This is a genomic window from Robiginitalea rubriflava, from assembly GCF_052540725.1.
The window spans coordinates 2,274,090-2,290,712 of sequence record NZ_CP199309.1 but is presented as its reverse complement, the minus strand read 5'-3'; the positions used below and the strand labels follow the sequence as shown (position 1 = coordinate 2,290,712).

Sequence of the window (16,623 nt, the reverse complement as noted above, 5' to 3'; positions counted from 1 at the left end):
ATACCCCTGAATTTCCCTTTCAGATCGGGAGATTTTTTACCTACTTTATAAACAGCAGGTCTCTGTATTTCGCCATCGGCCAGCATTCATCGGACAAGAGGCGCTCCAAACGGTCTGCATGGTATCGTATCTCCCCGAAATAAGGAAGTACAGACTCGCAGTAGCGCACGGCCTTTTCCTCCACCTTCTTTGTAGCGTTGGCAACTTTGCGTGCTTCCGTCATGGCATCTGTTTTCTCTTTGAGTTGCTGCAGGTGTTCCGCACAGGCCTCCAGGATGTTGAGCTGGGCGGCTGCCAGCTTTTTATGGGCTGCCCCATATACCTCCTTCAGGCCGTGAATATTCTGCAGGAGGCTGTTCTGGTATGAAATGCTAGCCGGTATTAGCTTGTTATAGACCAATTCACTGAGGACCCTCCCTTCTATCTGGGTCTGCAGGATGTAGGTTTCCAGTTCCACCTCTTTGCGCGCCCTTACTTCTTTCTCTGTGAGCACCCCCATATTTTTGAAGAGTTCAAGGGATGATTCCTGGGTTAATATTTCCAGCGCAGCCGGGGTGTTTTTATTATTGCTCAGTTTTCTCCGGGCCGCTTCGGCTTCCCACTGCCCGCTGTATCCATCCCCGTCAAAACGGATGCGCTTGCTGGCCTTAATATATTCCCGCAGCACATTGAAGATTGCTTCATCTTTTTTTAGTTTCTTTTTGCGGATCAGCGTATCCACCTCAGATTTAAAAGCAATCAACTGGCTGGCCACGATAGTATTGAGGACCGTCATCGGTTTGGCGCAGTTGGTTTTGGAACCCACCCCCCGCATCTCAAATTTATTTCCGGTAAAGGCAAAGGGAGAGGTGCGGTTGCGATCTGTATTGTCGAGCAGGATTTCTGGTATTTTTCCGACAACGTTCAGCTTTAGCTCCGTTTTCTCCTCCGGGGACAATTTTCCCTGGGAGACCCCTTCCAGTTCATCCAATACTGCAGACAGCTGTTTTCCCACGAAAATGGAAATAATGGCCGGGGGAGCTTCATTGGCACCCAGGCGGTGATCATTGCTGGCAGAGGCTATAGAAGAGCGAAGCAGTTCTTCGTATTTATCCACAGCCATGATAGTGTTTACAAAAAAGGTCAGGAACTGCAGGTTTTTCATAGGGGTAGACCCCGGGCTTAGCAGGTTGGAACCCGTATCGGTACTCAGCGACCAGTTATTGTGTTTCCCCGAACCATTAATACCTGCAAAGGGTTTTTCGTGAAAAAGCACCATCAGCCCGTGGCGGTCTGCCACCTTATCCATTACATCCATCAGCAGCAGGTTGTGGTCTACGGCCAGGTTGGCTTCCTCAAAAACAGGGGCCAGCTCAAACTGGTTGGGAGCCACTTCGTTGTGGCGGGTTTTAACCGGGATTCCCAGCAACATGCATTCCCCTTCCAGATCCTTCATAAATCGGAAGGCTCTTGCCGGGATCACACCAAAATAATGATCATCCAGTTGTTGTCCTTTGGCTGCGGCCTGTCCGATCAGCGTCCGGCCGGCCAGCAGGATATCGGGGCGGGTCCGGGCCACTGTCTTGTCAATCAGAAAATACTCCTGTTCCCAGCCCAGGGTGGCAATTACTTTATTTACGTTCTTGTCAAAGTAGCGGGCAACGGCTGTGGCCGCCTCATCTACAGCATGCAATGCGCGCAGCAGCGGCGCCTTATTGTCAAGGGCCTCGCCGGTGTAGGAAACAAAGATGGTTGGGATACAAAGTGTGCTCCCATAAATAAAGGCCGGGGAGGTAGGGTCCCAGGCCGTATAACCTCTGGCTTCAAAGGTATTGCGAATCCCACCACTGGGGAAACTGGAAGCATCCGGCTCTTGTTGCACCAATTGATTGCCTCCGAACTTCTCAATAGCCCGCCCATCGGGGAGAAGGTCAAAAAAGGCGTCGTGCTTTTCTGCAGTTGCCCCAGTAAGGGGCTGGAACCAGTGCGTGTAGTGGGTGGCCCCCATGCTTATGGCCCATGCCTTCATGGCCTCGGCAACCTGATCGGCAATTTTACGGTCGATCTTGGAACCCGAATAAATAGCTCCTTTTACACTCCTGAAAGCATCCTGAGTGAGGTACTGTTGCATCCTGTCTTCATTAAAGACGTGCTTTGCAAAGATCTCTGAGCGCCTTGAGGCAGGTATTTCAGAGGGGTTTTGGTGTTGGGGATTCCCGGATGATAGGGTCATATATATAAGGTTATGATTTGTGTGGATTTTAAACGGGCGATAAAATTAAACAATTCGCATAATTATTTTAAATTATTCGATTAATGACAATATACCCCTTAAAAAAAGGGGGTGTTGATAAATATGCCTTTATTTTTGAAAATTTACCCCCAAAATATTACGGATCGCTTACTAAAAACCATATTTTTGACGCTCGTAAAAATAAACTATTTTAAACTTTGGAATTATGAACAAAGCAAAATTAGAATATATCTGGTTGGATGGCCATAAACCAACGGCCAACCTCCGGAGTAAAACCAAGATCGAGTCAGATTTCAGTGGTAAATTGGAAGATTGCCCAATATGGGCTTTTGATGGAAGTTCAACGGAACAGGCCGAAGGTGGTTCTTCGGACTGCCTCCTGAAACCCGTTGCCATTTTCCCGGATCCGGGTAGAGAAAACGGATACCTGGTAATGACTGAAGTGCTCAATGCTGATGGAACTCCGCACCCATCCAACTCCAGGGCTACTATCTCCTCCGATGTAGACGACGATTTCTGGTTTGGTTTTGAGCAAGAATACTTTATTATGGATACCCAAACGGACTTGCCACTCGGCTTTCCTCCAGGGGGATATCCCGGTCCACAGGGTCTGTATTACTGCTCTGTTGGCGGAAAAAACACCCACGGACGCGACCTGGTAGAACGTCATGCAGACTACTGCCTGGAAGCCGGCCTGAATTTTGAAGGAATTAACCAGGAGGTTGCCTGCGGACAATGGGAATTCCAGATTTTTGCCAAAGGAGCGAAAAATGCGGGAGACCAGATCTGGGTGGCACGTTACCTCCTCGACCGACTTACCGAAGATTACGGTTGGTATATTGAGTACCATCCCAAGCCGGTTAAAGGTGACTGGAACGGGAGCGGAATGCATGCCAACTTCTCTAATACCCTGCTTAGAACCTGTGGTTCGAAAGAGATCTATGAAAAGGTTTGTGAAGCCTTCCGTCCTGTAGCAAAAGAACACATCGCTGTTTATGGTGCTTACAATGACGAGCGACTGACCGGAAAGCATGAAACTGCTTCTATCAACGATTTCAGTTATGGGGTATCGGATCGAGGTGCTTCTATACGTATCCCGATCCTGACGGTTGAAAAAGGCTGGAAAGGCTGGCTGGAAGACCGCCGCCCTGCTTCCAATGGAGACCCATATAAAATCGCTGCAAGGATAATTGCCACGGTTGAAGGCGCCGACGTATAAAAGCAGCTGATCCTTATTATATAAATACAATCCCGGGCTTGCCCGGGATTTTTCTTTAAGTAAAGGTGGTATACAGGAAAATACCGTAAACCAGCAATAAAACAAGGCCATCCCTCCAGTTAAGCCGTAGCCCCTTGGGCAGGAATACCAGGGGAAGGATCAGGAAGGAAATCGCCAGCATCCAAATGACATCGTGGTGCAGCAGGGCCTCATCCTCAATACGAATAGGCTGTACCAGGACGGTAATCCCTAAAACCGCCAGCAGGTTAAAGATGTTTGATCCGATCAGGTTTCCAACAGAAATAGCCCGCTCTTTTTTCAACATAGCGATTACGGATGCCGCCAGTTCCGGAATACTGGTCCCTACCGAGACTATGGTAATCCCTATAATACGGTCGGAAACCCCGAAATCCTGCGCCAGACCAACTGCCCCATTAACCAGGAACTCAGAACCCGCCCAGAGGGATACCCCTCCTATTCCCAGAAAAAAAGCCGTTTTGTAAAGAGGCAGAACGGTAATGAACTCAGGCAATTCCTGTACAAAGGCCGGTTTTTGAAAACGCAGTAAATAAATCAGGAACAAGAACAAAAGTACAATCATGATCAACCCTTCGTGGCGCTGCAGTTCCAAATCGAAAAAAATAAAACCAAAGAATACGAACGAGGCAATCATCAGCACCGGCCAGTCCGTAAAGTAAAAACTTCTGCGAACCTCAACGCTGCCCAAAAGCAGGGTTATTCCCAGGACCAGGCCCAGGTTGGCAATATTGGAACCCACAACGTTCCCCAGGGCCAGATCCGGGAACCCGTCCATGGCTGCCTGAATACTAACGATAAGTTCCGGGGCTGAAGTAGCCAGGGAAACGACTGTCATCCCGATAATAATTTTGGGGATGCTCAGTCTCAGGGAAAGATCCACAGCTGCTTTTAAGAGCCAGTTTCCTCCGGCCACAAGCAGGAACAAACCAATTACAACCAGCAAGCTGTCTATTATCATTAAGGGTCGGTTATTTCTGCAAATGTAGCATTACTGATGAGATATGAAAGACTGCCGCTGAGCTAATCGAATTCACTAATTTTATAGTTTTTTAACTATTTTTTTAGTTAACGAACTATTTTTTTAGTTATGTTTGTTCCAAAGTAAAATCACACATGCAAAAACTCACCAATAAGGAAGAGGAAGTAATGCAACTCCTCTGGAAACTCGAAAAAGCCTTTGTAAAGGAGCTCCTGGATGCTTTCCCGGGAACGCCAAAACCACATTACAATACCCTTTCCACCATGGTACGCAACCTGGAAGAAAAGGGATTTGTGGGGCATGAGGCCTTTGGCAATACCCACCGTTATTTCCCTGTGATTAGCAAAGAGCAGTACCGGCAGAAGTATATTGGGGAGACAGTTGCGGATTATTTTGACCACAATTATAAAAACCTCGTCTCCTTCTTTGCAAAGGAGGAAAAGATCTCAGTACAGGAGTTAAAGGAAATCATCAATCTAATCGAAAAAAAATCGTAGATGGAAGCACTGGGCTGGTATTTATTAAAAGCATCTGTGGTTTTAGGCCTTTTTCTGGGTTTTTACCACCTCTTACTTAAACGGGAAACACTTTTCAGGCTCAACCGCGTATTCCTGCTGAGCGGCCTGGGCACTGCGCTTATCTTGCCGCTGATTACCATAAAAAAAGAAATCATCATCCCGGCCGGGATCAATCAGGCAGGGGCGGCCCCAATTAGTGCCCAAGAGGCCCTTGCAGGAACTGGTTTTGCCTGGGAAGGCTTGCTTACGGCTGCTTACGGCATTGGCCTGTTTTGCTGCGGGATTATGCTGCTTTGGCAATTGCTGAAGATCTTCAAACTCATACGGTCCCAGCAAGGGGTACGCCAACAGGGCTTTGTTTATATAGCTACCCGGAATACTAAAGCCCCTTTTTCCTTTTTCCGCTATATTTTTTACAATCCGGACCAACACGAGGAAAAGGAACTGGAACTGATACTGGAGCACGAACGGGCACATGCGGGGCAATACCATTCCGTGGACATCCTTTTCGGGCGGCTCTTAACCATAGTCCTCTGGCTGAACCCCTTAAGCTGGCTGTATCAGAAAAGCATACAACAAAACCTGGAGTATTTGGCAGATGCGGAGGCTATCCGGAAGGTTTCCTCCGTCAAACAATACCAGTATACCCTATTAAAGGTATCCGGCAATCAGTTAACCCCCAGTCTGGTTAACACCTTTTACAGTTCATTAATCAAAAAACGAATAGTCATGTTACATCAAAATCAAAGCAAAACCATTCACGCATTTAAACACCTGTTGATCATACCGGTACTGGCCCTTTTCCTGATGGCCTTTAATACGGAGAAGGTCTATGTGCTCGAAACCCCATCTGCCCTTTTCGAAGTTTCAGACAGCAAAAAAATAGAAGTCACCATAGACAAGAAAACTACGGAAGAAGAGCTTCAGAAAATGAAAGCGGACCTGGCCAAGGATAAGATTGATTTTTCCTATAACACGGTGCGCAATGACGCCAGGGAGATCATCGATATCTCCATACAAATCAGTGGCGAAGCCGAAAACGGGAGCACCTTTAGCGGATCCTATAATGCCGATTCGGAAGAACCGATTGAGCCCATTCTGATAAGTATCGATACAAACGGCAGCTTGTTTATAGGGAATGCCGCCAATGTTTCGAAGGAGATTCACTTTGGCAAAACCGATCACACTACAGTCTGGGTAGATGAAGACGGAAACAAAACCACTGAAATCATCAAAATAAAATCAGATAAGGGGGAAGATATGATCTGGGTTGACGGAGAAGAAGTTGATGAAGAAAACATTAGCGAAGATGCCGATGGCAATGTATTTGTCATCCAAAAGAAAATCGACAAAGACGGGAAGCACGAAATTCATAAAATAAAAACCCGGAAACTGGATAAGAGTAAAAACGTTATGATTATTTCCGATGAGGATACCGAGATGGATTTCGGGGAAGATGAGGACGCGGACTACAAAAAAATTAAAATTCGGGTTACTAAGGACGATGATGACGAACAGGTCAACACCTTTGTCATTAAAAGCTCGGACGATGCCAGTGAGTTTAAGGGAAAAAGCCAGGTGCGAATGATAAGTGATTCTAAGGCACTGATCTACATTGACGGCAAAAAAGCTTCCCGAAAAGAAATGAACCAACTGGACCCCTCCGAAATTAAAACCATCAACGTGTGGAAAGGGGATAAGGCTACAGAGAAATACGGTAATAAAGCCAAAGAGGGCGTAATCGAAATAACAACCAAAAAAGGAAACTAACCGGCAGCCTTTAAACAAGCTGTTGCAAACCGGGAAACCAGGCCTTATGCGGCCTGGTTTTTTGTTTAAAAAAATGAAAAGGGCCTAAAATGGGTTAAAACAGCCTCTTTTCCCTCTAGGAATTCAAAAACAGACTGAAAAAGCCCCTAGAAATATTACTGTTTTTTAGTTAAAATACAGATATGGCTTAATTAATGTAAGCTTATTGTAGAGTTAAGTATTACATATTTAAATCATATTAATTTTTACACTTACATACCCGCAGGCAGTTTCATTATTTTATCCCATTTTTCTTGGCGGATATATACTACATCAGATATCTTTCGATTTCGATTTTTAAAAAAACACTGATTACAACCATTAAATTACAATTGAAATGATCGCTTTGGCAAAATACATCCTCTACTTTTTACTGACTATCCTGGTGGTATTTCTATAGGGAAGGACTGCGAACATATTGGTTCCATTTTGCTGAACTACTTTTAGTGACTTTTGCCGGAAATGGTATCTTTACACCATGCAAAAAGCACTATTTAAGGCCCTGGCAAAACTCAACAAATGGGTTTTACCTTCCCTGACCAAAAGGAAAAAAGACCTTGCAAAAGCCTCAAAGCTGGAACTTGCACTTATTGGCTGGCGCTACTATGTGACCACCCGCGCCCTTGACTAGTATTCAATCAGGGAGCGATAAGGGGTTCCCGGCAATTTATCTGAACCATTCAGGAAAGTAAGTTCAATCAGGAAGTTACACTGTACCACCTCCCCACCCAGGGAACGTATCAGGTCACATATGGCCCGGGCCGTCCCCCCAGTGGCCAAAACATCGTCGTGCACCAAAACCTTATCTCCGGGGCTGATGCTCTCGGCATGGATTTCCAGGGTATCCGTCCCGTATTCCAGTTCGTATTCCTGTTTGAGGACCTGTCTGGGTAACTTACCAGGCTTGCGGGCCGGGATAAAACCGGCTTCCAAATGGGCCGCCAGCAAGGGTGCAAAAAAGAACCCCCGGCTTTCAATGCCTACCACCTTGTCTATATGCAAACCATCCGTAAAATGAAACAGGGCCTCCCCGGCCTTTCGGAAGGCAACAGGGTCTTCCAGTAATGGAGTTATATCTTTGAAAACGATACCCTTAGAAGGGAAATCAGGCACTTCTCGAATATAGTTTTTAAAATTCATGGATTTAGACAAGGAGTTATTTTGCCCTAAATGTAAAAAGAAATATATTTGCATCCCTTTTTAAGGGATTTACACAACGGCCACGTGGCGCAACTGAATAGCGCATCTGATTACGGCTCAGAAGGTTCCAGGTTTGAATCCTGGCGTGGTCACATCAAGCAGGAAACCCCGCTCTATGGAGCGGGGTTATTTTTTTGGACACGGCGTCAAAAGCAAGCTTTTGTAAGGCGGGGACGAAAAAAGAACCGCAGCCCGGTAGGGCTGCTGGGTTTCCCTATTTGCAGAAGGGTCTTAGGCAAGGATCAGGAACTAATCCTGGCGTGGTCACTATATTACAATTAACCTATTGATTAACAAGGGGTTATTTTTTTTATGTGCCCTAAATTGTGACCAATATTAGTAATTGAGATTCAATTTCTTCAATCATTATACTTGCAAATCCAAACGAGTAAAACGTACCTTACCTTCTTTATCAAATGTGGGCTCTTCATTCTGTTTTACTACAAGAATCTTGTTTTGGTATAGTGATTTTAAGTAATTTCTTTTAGTTTAAAATTTGGAATATTAGGCTTTAAAAGTCCTATATTTGAATAAAATCCAACTTAACTAATGCCTGATCAAAAAGAACTAAAGTGTAAGTACATCTTTTCTGATGATTATAATCCGACGTATGTAAATGGAGCACATGGAGGGATTACTCCCAAAGGTGAAATATCAATAAATTTCTTTTTTGAAAGAAATGCTCTTCCAAATTCACAGACCTACAATGTTAATGAGCAGGGCGGATTAGCAGGTGAAGTGCTCGAAAAAGCAGAACCAGAGGATCTCAATTCTAGTTTTGTCCGATTTATTAAAACTGGAATAATCATGAATTACAATTCAGCAAAGGCTATACATGTTTTCCTTGGAAAACATATTGACACCTTGGAAGCAGTACAAAAAACGATCTCAGAAGAAAAATGAAATTACTAAAGGCTTCAACCACAGTTCCTGTATTGACTCCATTGGCAATAATGACAGTCGCTGACACTGGAGTAGAAAAATTCGTGAGTGATAAAACCGAAACTGATTCAGAAAAAGAATTTCTTTGGTTATTATCAAATTCTACTGAATTGGATAATTCTCTACCCTCCCTTTTCTATGCTATCAAAAGAAACGTTGATACCTTAGATGAATTTTTGGGATTTCCTGAAAATTGGAATGGCCATCATGGTGAAAAGTTCTCTGCGCCATTAATTGGGCGAGTTAAATCACTCGTTCAAGAATTAAAATTTCAGCCAGAAATATTTCCAACTGGCAGAGGCTCAATCCAATTAGAATATGATCACAATGAAAATTACTTAGAAATTGAAATTTTTGAAAATCAAGTTCAAGTTCTCATTGAACGAAATGATGTTGAGATTGAAAAAGAAATTGCTTTCAATCAAATCGATCAAGAGATTGAAAACTTTTTTTCAGAGTGATAACTTACCCACAGAAATCCAAGACCACGAATTTGTTTATCGTGGAATTATCCGAAACAATTGGAATTTTAAACAAAATAGAGTGTCCTCCTCTGCATTCAAAGATTCCAAAGGTTGTTCCGTAGATAGAAGTGCAAATAGATCGGATATCGACTGCATTTCCTTTCTCTGTTCTAATAGCACCAAAGAATTTGTTAAGGTCGCAAAGGTTAATAAAGGCTTTATCGTCAACGAAGTGCAGGTTCAGGTTCGGTATTCCCCGAAACCCGAAAATACTTTTCATTCAGAGATTCATAGAAACAATAATACACCCGAGTTAACCACGGGTCAATCAAGAAATATTTGTAAGAATTCGGAGATATTACAAAGTTTAAATGGTTAGTTTTGTGGTTATTAGATCAAATAATCAACTCATTAGTTATTTATTAAATCGACAAACTAATCGAAATGAATAAATATTTGCAAGTTGCCATCTTTAGGGAAAGTCGGACCTTTATGTATCTTTCATATCCCTTCTTTTCTCCTTCTCCTTAAGTATTTGATCCACATATTTTTCTAGTGCTTTTTCATTTTGCACTTTATTCTTCTTTACGTATCCTATAATATCGTTCAATTGATTAACCGATAATTCGTATCTATCGAGAATAAATTTCAAAATGTTATCTGTTACCATTTTAGGATTAAAAGGTTTCATAGAAACAATATCAAATTCATTTATTGGCTTTAGAGGTTCTTCTCTTATTCTCAGCAAATCAAATCCTGCCGATAAGATTTGCTCACTTTTTATTTGATCAAATTCCCTATTCCCCTTATGCCAATAACTACCATCGAACTCGATTGCTAAATTCAATTGGCTAATAAAAATATCTACCGAATGTAAAGTCCCATTTATCCTCGTCTTGAATCCTTTTGGGTTAATTTGAAAAAATTGTTGTAATTCAAAACTGATCGTTAACTCTTGACGTGATTGCGGTGTAAGTGTACAGTACGGACAATCTGTTCCTTTATAGGTCCTACTATCTATAGAAGTTTTCCATTCGTGAGTTGGATTTCTTTTGCATTGCCACCACACCCTTTTACCAGATTTTAACGGAACGTCTTTAGGTGTAAGTTTCCCATTTTTTGTAGGGTGCCATTCTTGGGCTACTCGTTCATTCAGAGTTGCAAGGCTATTAGAATTAACTACAGTTAATCCCCTGCATACCGAACATCCCTGCCCACGTGTTCTACTTGAAACCTGTGCTTTCCATTCATGGTCATCTCCCTCTGGACATTTCCACCAAACTTTTTTATGACTATTGGCCACTACATCATTTGGAGATAAGTCACCATTTTTAGTTGGGTGCCACTCCTTTGCTATTTCTGGATACAGTGTTGAAAGTGCATTAGAAACTGATGTCTTTCTTCCTGAACAGATTGGACAATTTCTTCCGTTGGTTCTTTTAGCAACTGACGTTCTCCATTCATGGTCATCTCCCTTTGGACATTTCCACCAAACTTTCTTATTTGAAAGGGGGGTTACATCTCTTGGTGTTAATTTTCCATTCTTGTAAGGATGCCAATGAACGGCAATTTCAGGATTTAAGGTTTTCAGACATGTAGAATCAACTACAACCAATCCTCTACACACCCCACAACCCTGTCCTTTGGACCTGTTGCTTATAGATGACAACCAAATATGGTCATCTCCCTTAGGGCATTTCCACCATACTTTTTTACCACTATAAGGAGTGACATCGTATGGAGTTAACTTTCCATTGCGAGAATGACACCATTCTTTAGATAATTCTGGATTAACAGTTGCCAGGCAGTTTGAAAGAACAACTTTTTGTCCAGTACATACTGGGCAACCTTGACCTTTCCCTCTAGTCCTGTTGTTAACTGTTGACTCCCATTCATGGTCTTCTCCTTTTGGACATTTCCACCAAACTTTCTGTGCAGATCCATAGGAAACATCAAAAGGTGATAAATCTCCATTTTTCGTAGGATGCCATTCTTTACTTAAATCAGGATGAAACTCCCCTAAGGTATTTTTCACTAGTTAACTAATTATGATTCTCAAAGCATGTAGTAGTTTAGTCTTATTTAAATTGAAGATCGGTAGGGGATTTTTGATTTTAATATTGCGATGCTTCTCTCTGTACATTTGGAATATAATCTCGATTTAAGAAAATTTATTTTGTCAGTAGGGCTTATACTAGGACCTATTGTTAATTGTGTTATTGGCAGCATAAATCTTTGTTTAATTTCAAGCAAATCTCTTAATTCAACATAGGGTCTTTCTCGTAGATATTGGACTCTTTTGTCAAATTCTTGACTTAAGGAAGGGATATAAACGAGTCTTGCCTCTCTTTCATCAATAAATCCTTCATGTTTAAAGATTGATGGGATAAATAGGCAAACAAGGGCTCCGGCCTCAAAAATTTCGTTTATCGAAATAGTTCCAAATTTTTCCTCTAACTCAAAATTCAGATTGCCTTCCGTTCCTCCACTAAGTTCACCACGAAAGTTTAAAATAAGATCATAGATTACTCTAAAAAACGATTTCAAGAAAAACTCTTTTTGATTTTCCTTATAAATCACATCAACTAAATATAAACCCGGAATACCCTCTATTAAACTACTAAGTCCAGTATATTCAAAACCTATACAAACGCCTTGCCCATCTTTTGCATAGCCTCTCCACATTGATAAATTATCATGAGGCCATAAGGTGTCACCAGGATCAATTATTTCAGGGAATCTGGGTTTACTAAAGGAAGTGATGTATGCAAACCAATTCTTGTTTAAAACCTCATATTCCTTAATCAACTTTGAATAAATGTCATTAAGAACTTCTGTTTCATATTCTGATCTTTCATAATAATCATCCCTAATTTCATTTTTATAAAACTTCGGTGGATTATTAAGAGGATCAAAAAGATAGTATTTGACTTTTTCCAATCCATCTTCATATTCTTGTTCATCATTACAGTAGCGAGAATCAAATAGCCATAAATTATCAGAATTGAGGATCTCACTAAAAGTATTCAAGTTAGTATAGTGGAACAACAGTTCTCCAAATGTTGACAAAGTCACTTCTTTGTTATCTAAAAAATTTTCATTTAGTAATTGATAATTATGTTTTAGAATAGCCTCAGCAATTTGTAAACTTTTACTCTTCATATAATCGTTATCAGCAAAAATTTAAGAATTTTTATCTGGATATCTTATGAACTTAAACCTAAATATTAAGTATTCAATTTGCTATATCCCAGTCTATTGGTTCATTTATTGTATGTAATGCACTGTTAATCCTTGGAAAAACGTATGGCATTAATTTAATGATTACATCGAGCCTATCTTTAGTAGATAAATTATCAAGTTGAGTTCCTATTGTCTGCAACTCCTGATACAATATCTCTTTGAGAATCGTTCTTAACTCTTTTGTTAATCTATTTGGCGTTCCTTTTTTTCTACCTTGAAGACATAGGTGTCCGAAAGCAATTTGAAATAGCGTTCGCTGCGTTCGAAGATTTCCCCGGCCCAGGAACAGGTGCGCCAGGACAGGCCCAAAACCCCGTAATCCTCAATCTTCATTTGCTGCCCGACCCGAATCGAAAAACCGGGACCCAGTTCTTTATCCAATATTTCATGGAGCTCGAAAAAATGGTCGGCCGGGACCGCCTGAATACCATCGAGTGCGTCATGGGGAGTAGGCAAGCGCTTCAATGCCTTGGCACTGATCCCTTCAGCCAGGGCACAGTTTACCATTTTTCGGTAAAGGTTTATCGAAATGTACTTCAAATCAGGGAGGTGCTATGAGAGTTCCTTATTGATTCATTATAATGACCTTCAAGTTACTAAAAAACCTAAAAGCAGATTGCCCCTTCCTTTCCAACTTATCTATTTAACAGGGAACAAATCAGGAAAAGAAATCCCAATGGCTATCTGGGCCTAACTGCTGGTCCGGGGCGGTGCCATTTTTGCATTTTCAGCTTTAAAGCACCTTTTACCCTCTTTTGCTTCTTAAGCGAGACTGAATAAATATGTGAATTATGTAACTATTTGTGCCCTATGTGTAAGCCTATAAGGGTATTTCTGTCAGACCTTTGCCGTATAATTCAAAAATTATAATATGAAAATTAAAATTTTAACCCATACTGCCATATTTATGGTATTCGGCCTGCTCTTTATAGGATGCAAGGAAGAAACAAAGCCTATAGATACCTCTGCAGAGAAGGTACAGGAAGCCGAAAAAGAGGTTGTGGCTGCCAAACAGGACCTTGCGGATGCCATTGCGGTTTTTCAGAAAGAATCTGCAGCAATCATTACAGCAAATGAAAAACGGATCGCCGAAATAAAGCTCGAGATAGCTGAAGAAGCCATGGATAACAGAGATGAATTCCGGCAGGAACTGGCCAAAATAGAAGAAAGGAATGCCCAGTTGAAGAAGAAACTATCAGACTACAGCAGCGATGGAAGTCAAAAATTGGATGCTTTCAAAGAAGAGTTTAACCAGGACATAAAAGAGTTGGGGAAAGCCTTCGGTGATTTAACCGTTATCAATACCAGGTAACAGGCTAATACAATCCCATAGTTCGGAAAACTAATTAACGGGACATTTCTGGAAGTCGGTTCGGATTATTTGGAAATCGCTATAAACCTAAATAATGTACATGTACCAGGCCCGCATGTTTTAAAATGTTTGTTTTTGTTGGGGGGGGCCTACTCCCCCACCCCACATTCAAATTAACCTTCCATCCTGCAAACTACAATCGGCATCCCAAAAAAGACTAAACCTTTACTTACTGAAACCCAATCTCCTCAATGGCCTTACGGCTCACCTTAATGGCTTGCAGGGGCTCCATGGTAAAAGTCCGGTCCTGCTCCACCATATAGTATTCCATCCCGGACTTTTCTTTGGCTTCCAGGATCCTGCCAAAGTCGATGGTCCCCTTCCCTACCGGGGCGAACCGCCCCTCTTTATCCATGTCCTTAACATGCCAGGCTTTAAAGCGGCCCGGGTAGCGCGCAAAATAATCGAGCGGGTCTGCCCCGGCCCTGGTAACCCAGAAGAGGTCCATCTGGAAGTTTACAAATTTCGGATCGCAATTCTGAAGTAAATAATCGATTACGACCACCCCGTTTTCATCTTTTTCAAATTCAAAATCATGATTGTGATAAAGCAATTTCAGGCCAACCGTAGACGCTTTTTTTCCAAGGGTATTCAGGATCCCCGCCAGCTTTTCGGCTCCCCCGGTCATCCCCATCTCATTCGTTTCAGCATCATAGGTAAACATTCCCATGGGCGGGATGGGCACTACAAAGTATTCAAAGCCTGCTGCTTTAACATCAGCCATCATCTGGTCTGCATTCTCCAGGGTAACACTACCCTGATGGGCGCTAAGGGGGTTCAGGTTCAATTCTGCCAACAAGGACTTAAAATCCTCCGGTGACATTCCGTAAAACCTACCATCTTCATACCCTGCGGATTCTATATTCTTGTATCCTACCTCAGCCACAGCCTTTAAAGTTCCCACCGCATCTTTTGCCATTTCATTGCGAACCGTATAGAGTGCCAGCCCGCCCAGGCGCTGCTGTCCTATCGCAAAAACGCAGGTAAAACCGATGAGCAGGGCTGCGAGTGCATACTTTTTACATTTTAATCCTATTTTTAGCATAATAGCCTGATTTTTATTTGATTTATTGCCAGAGAAAGGTACTTATTTGTTGCGATTTATCCGATGTTCATGATTAGAAGTTTATCCCTCAAAGCTAAAAGAAACCTGGCCCCATCGGAAACGTATAAGTATAATTCTGTTGGCAGGGTGCAATTAAAAGGACGGGAAGCACCCATTGAACTCGTTTCGGTAAGCCGCCGGTGAGTGCATACATCTACAGGAAATGAGTATCTTGTAAGGTAGCAGCACTGCTGTCCCAAAGACCGTTTTTATACCGATCAATCAAACTGATAAAATAGGACCAATGAAAGCCGACCTGGATTTTATCCGCTCCCAGTTTCCAGCCTTTTCAGAGCCTTCCCTGGGTGGATGGGCCTTTTTTGAAAATGCCGGGGGTTCCTACCCCTGCAAACAGGTTATCCAAAAACTCACTGATTTTTACACCCTCAACAAGGTGCAGCCCTATTATCCTTATCCTGCCTCCCAGAAGGCCGGGGCTCAGATGGATACCTCCTATCAGCGGATGGCAGAATACCTGAATGCCGATCCTTCTGAAATCCATTTCGGGCCTTCCACAACCCAGAATGTATATGTGCTGGCCAATGCCATGAGACCCATGTGGAAAGACGGGGATGAAATAGTGGTTTCCTGCCAGGACCATGAAGCCAATGCAGGAGCCTGGCGCAGATTGGCCGAAAGGGGTATCAAAGTAGTGGAATGGCATGTAGATTCAGAAACGGGCCTGCTGCATCCCGAACAACTGCAGCAACTGATTACCTCCAGGACGCGACTACTCGCCTTCCCGCATTGTTCTAATATCATCGGGGAAGTGAACCCGGTTAAGGAAATTTGTAAGACCGCCCGTGAAAAGGAAATAGTTACGGTAATAGATGGTGTTGGATACGCTCCCCACGGCTTTCCGGACCTTAAGGAGTTGAAGGCAGATGTTTACCTTTTTTCGCTATACAAAACCTTCGGGCCACACCTGGGGCTGATGTATATCAAAAAATCCCTGATGGGTAAAATGCAGAACCAGTCCCACTTCTTTAAGGAGGGGATTACCCGCAGCATGTTTACCCCGGCCGGGCCGGACCATGCCCAGGTTGCTTCCGTTTCCGGTATTCTGGATTATTTTGATGCGGTTTACACCCACCACTTTAAGAAAGAAGCTACAGGGCCCGCAAAGAACAAGGCGCTAAATGCTTTATTTCAAGAGCACGAGAGCAGTCTGCTTAAACCCGTACTGGAATTCTTTAACGCCCGGGAAGGTGTACGTCTGTTGGGCAGTTACAGGCTTGGGACCCGGGCCCCTATAGTGTCCTTCCTGCCCTTAAAGAAGACTGTCGAGCAGGTTTACAAAGCGCTCATTGACCATAAACTGATGCTGGGGATGGGGGATTTTTATGCAGCACGTCCGCTAATGGATATGGACATCCCCAGAGAACCAGGGGTCATCCGCATCTCCTTTTTGCATTACACCAGCCGCGAGGAGATTGATCAGTTGCTGGAAGGACTTCAAATATCCTTATAGCCCATAAGCACTTTTGATCCTTCCTTTGA

Annotated in this window: 16 protein-coding genes and 1 tRNA gene; 10 read left to right on the top strand and 7 right to left on the bottom strand. The window is 42.9% G+C overall.

Going from position 1 to position 16,623, the window contains the following annotated elements:
* Positions 1-40: 40 nt before the first annotated feature.
* Entirely contained in the window at positions 41-2,212 is a 2,172-nt protein-coding gene (locus ACT6NU_RS10335) for a glutamine synthetase III family protein (RefSeq protein ID WP_445381594.1), read from the bottom strand.
* A 226-nt stretch (positions 2,213-2,438) separates the two neighbouring features.
* Here ACT6NU_RS10335 and ACT6NU_RS10330 point away from each other — a divergent pair, with 226 nt between their 5' ends.
* Positions 2,439-3,452 carry a glutamine synthetase beta-grasp domain-containing protein gene (locus ACT6NU_RS10330; protein ID WP_445381593.1) on the top strand — a complete coding sequence of 338 codons (1,014 nt, stop codon included), beginning with the start codon at positions 2,439-2,441 and terminating at the stop codon, positions 3,450-3,452.
* 55 nt (positions 3,453-3,507) lie between these two features.
* Here ACT6NU_RS10330 and ACT6NU_RS10325 read toward each other — a convergent pair whose 3' ends face one another.
* Positions 3,508-4,449 carry a calcium/sodium antiporter gene (locus tag ACT6NU_RS10325; RefSeq protein WP_445381592.1) on the bottom strand — a complete coding sequence of 314 codons (942 nt, stop codon included), beginning with the start codon at positions 4,447-4,449 and terminating at the stop codon, positions 3,508-3,510.
* Between the two features lie 155 nt (positions 4,450-4,604).
* Here ACT6NU_RS10325 and ACT6NU_RS10320 point away from each other — a divergent pair, with 155 nt between their 5' ends.
* The 3 genes from ACT6NU_RS10320 to ACT6NU_RS10310 all read left to right on the top strand — a co-directional run bounded on the left by ACT6NU_RS10320 (position 4,605) and on the right by ACT6NU_RS10310 (position 7,428).
* Positions 4,605-4,967, top strand: coding sequence for a BlaI/MecI/CopY family transcriptional regulator (locus ACT6NU_RS10320; RefSeq protein WP_445381591.1), 363 nt, complete (start codon positions 4,605-4,607; stop codon positions 4,965-4,967).
* A complete protein-coding gene (locus ACT6NU_RS10315) occupies positions 4,968-6,758 on the top strand; it encodes a M56 family metallopeptidase (RefSeq protein WP_445381590.1) in 1,791 nt (596 codons plus the stop codon).
* 517 nt (positions 6,759-7,275) lie between these two features.
* A complete protein-coding gene (locus tag ACT6NU_RS10310) occupies positions 7,276-7,428 on the top strand; it encodes an SsrA-binding protein (protein WP_445381589.1) in 153 nt (50 codons plus the stop codon).
* Here the strand turns inward: ACT6NU_RS10310 and ACT6NU_RS10305 are convergent.
* On the bottom strand, positions 7,425-7,937 hold the full coding sequence (locus tag ACT6NU_RS10305; protein ID WP_445381588.1) for an adenine phosphoribosyltransferase: 513 nt from the start codon (positions 7,935-7,937) through the stop codon (positions 7,425-7,427). The genes ACT6NU_RS10310 and ACT6NU_RS10305 overlap by 4 nt on opposite strands.
* A gap of 78 nt (positions 7,938-8,015) precedes the next feature.
* On the opposite strand from ACT6NU_RS10305, the gene ACT6NU_RS10300 reads away from it, so the two are divergent.
* From ACT6NU_RS10300 to ACT6NU_RS10290, 3 genes are all read left to right on the top strand, one after another.
* A tRNA-Arg gene (locus ACT6NU_RS10300) sits at positions 8,016-8,089 on the top strand.
* 457 nt (positions 8,090-8,546) lie between these two features.
* Positions 8,547-8,900 carry a hypothetical protein gene (locus ACT6NU_RS10295; protein ID WP_445381587.1) on the top strand — a complete coding sequence of 118 codons (354 nt, stop codon included), beginning with the start codon at positions 8,547-8,549 and terminating at the stop codon, positions 8,898-8,900.
* Positions 8,897-9,400 carry a hypothetical protein gene (locus tag ACT6NU_RS10290; protein ID WP_445381586.1) on the top strand — a complete coding sequence of 168 codons (504 nt, stop codon included), beginning with the start codon at positions 8,897-8,899 and terminating at the stop codon, positions 9,398-9,400. Before ACT6NU_RS10295 ends, ACT6NU_RS10290 begins: the two co-directional genes overlap by 4 nt.
* Positions 9,401-9,893: 493 nt before the next feature.
* On the opposite strand, the gene ACT6NU_RS10285 is transcribed toward ACT6NU_RS10290, so the two are convergent.
* From ACT6NU_RS10285 to ACT6NU_RS10275, 3 genes are all read right to left on the bottom strand, one after another.
* Complete coding sequence (locus tag ACT6NU_RS10285; protein WP_445381585.1) at positions 9,894-11,438, bottom strand: zinc-ribbon domain-containing protein; 1,545 nt, start codon at positions 11,436-11,438, stop codon at positions 9,894-9,896.
* Between the two features lie 47 nt (positions 11,439-11,485).
* Positions 11,486-12,565 (bottom strand): DUF2971 domain-containing protein, encoded by a 1,080-nt coding sequence (locus ACT6NU_RS10280; protein WP_445381584.1) that lies wholly within the window; start codon positions 12,563-12,565, stop codon positions 11,486-11,488.
* Between the two features lie 264 nt (positions 12,566-12,829).
* A complete protein-coding gene (locus ACT6NU_RS10275; RefSeq protein WP_445381583.1) occupies positions 12,830-13,153 on the bottom strand; it encodes an AraC family transcriptional regulator ligand-binding domain-containing protein in 324 nt (107 codons plus the stop codon).
* Between the two features lie 364 nt (positions 13,154-13,517).
* Here ACT6NU_RS10275 and ACT6NU_RS10270 point away from each other — a divergent pair, with 364 nt between their 5' ends.
* Positions 13,518-13,958, top strand: coding sequence for a hypothetical protein (locus ACT6NU_RS10270; RefSeq protein ID WP_445381582.1), 441 nt, complete (start codon positions 13,518-13,520; stop codon positions 13,956-13,958).
* A 229-nt stretch (positions 13,959-14,187) separates the two neighbouring features.
* On the opposite strand, the gene ACT6NU_RS10265 is transcribed toward ACT6NU_RS10270, so the two are convergent.
* Entirely contained in the window at positions 14,188-15,063 is an 876-nt protein-coding gene (locus tag ACT6NU_RS10265; protein WP_445381581.1) for a sugar phosphate isomerase/epimerase family protein, read from the bottom strand.
* A 69-nt stretch (positions 15,064-15,132) separates the two neighbouring features.
* Between ACT6NU_RS10265 and ACT6NU_RS10260 the strand changes: the two genes are divergently transcribed.
* The gene (locus ACT6NU_RS10260) at positions 15,133-15,267 is read left to right on the top strand and encodes a hypothetical protein (protein WP_445381580.1); all 135 of its coding nucleotides are present in this window, start codon (positions 15,133-15,135) and stop codon (positions 15,265-15,267) included.
* A 100-nt stretch (positions 15,268-15,367) separates the two neighbouring features.
* Positions 15,368-16,594 (top strand): aminotransferase class V-fold PLP-dependent enzyme, encoded by a 1,227-nt coding sequence (locus ACT6NU_RS10255; protein WP_445381579.1) that lies wholly within the window; start codon positions 15,368-15,370, stop codon positions 16,592-16,594.
* Positions 16,595-16,623 lie beyond the last annotated feature (29 nt).